At 80.7% G+C, this 223-nt stretch carries 1 pseudogene; it reads left to right on the top strand.

The window, feature by feature from the left end:
- Positions 1 to 223 (top strand): annotated as a pseudogene (locus tag GT030_RS22030) (PucR family transcriptional regulator); the annotation flags it as partial.

Genomic DNA, 223 nt, shown 5'->3' with positions numbered 1-223 from the left:
AGCCGGCCGACCGGGTCGCGGTCGCGCACTCCGGGGACGAGGCCGTGGCGCTGGTGCCGCTGCCCGCCGTCTCCGCCGAGCACGACGGCTCCGAGGCCGGGCTGCACGCCGACGTGCTGCTGCGCTCGGTGCGCGAGGCGCTGTCGGCGGGGCTGGAGGGCGGCGGACGGCTCACCCTCGGCGTGTCCGCCGCCGTGCACTCGGCGGAGGGGCTGCGCGGGGC

The sequence above is a fragment of the Streptomyces sp. SID1328 genome, assembly GCF_009865595.1.
GTDB lineage: Bacteria > Actinomycetota > Actinomycetes > Streptomycetales > Streptomycetaceae > Streptomyces > Streptomyces griseoluteus.
The sequence above is the reverse complement of the archived record's forward strand: the minus strand, read 5'-3'. Positions and strand labels throughout refer to the sequence as shown.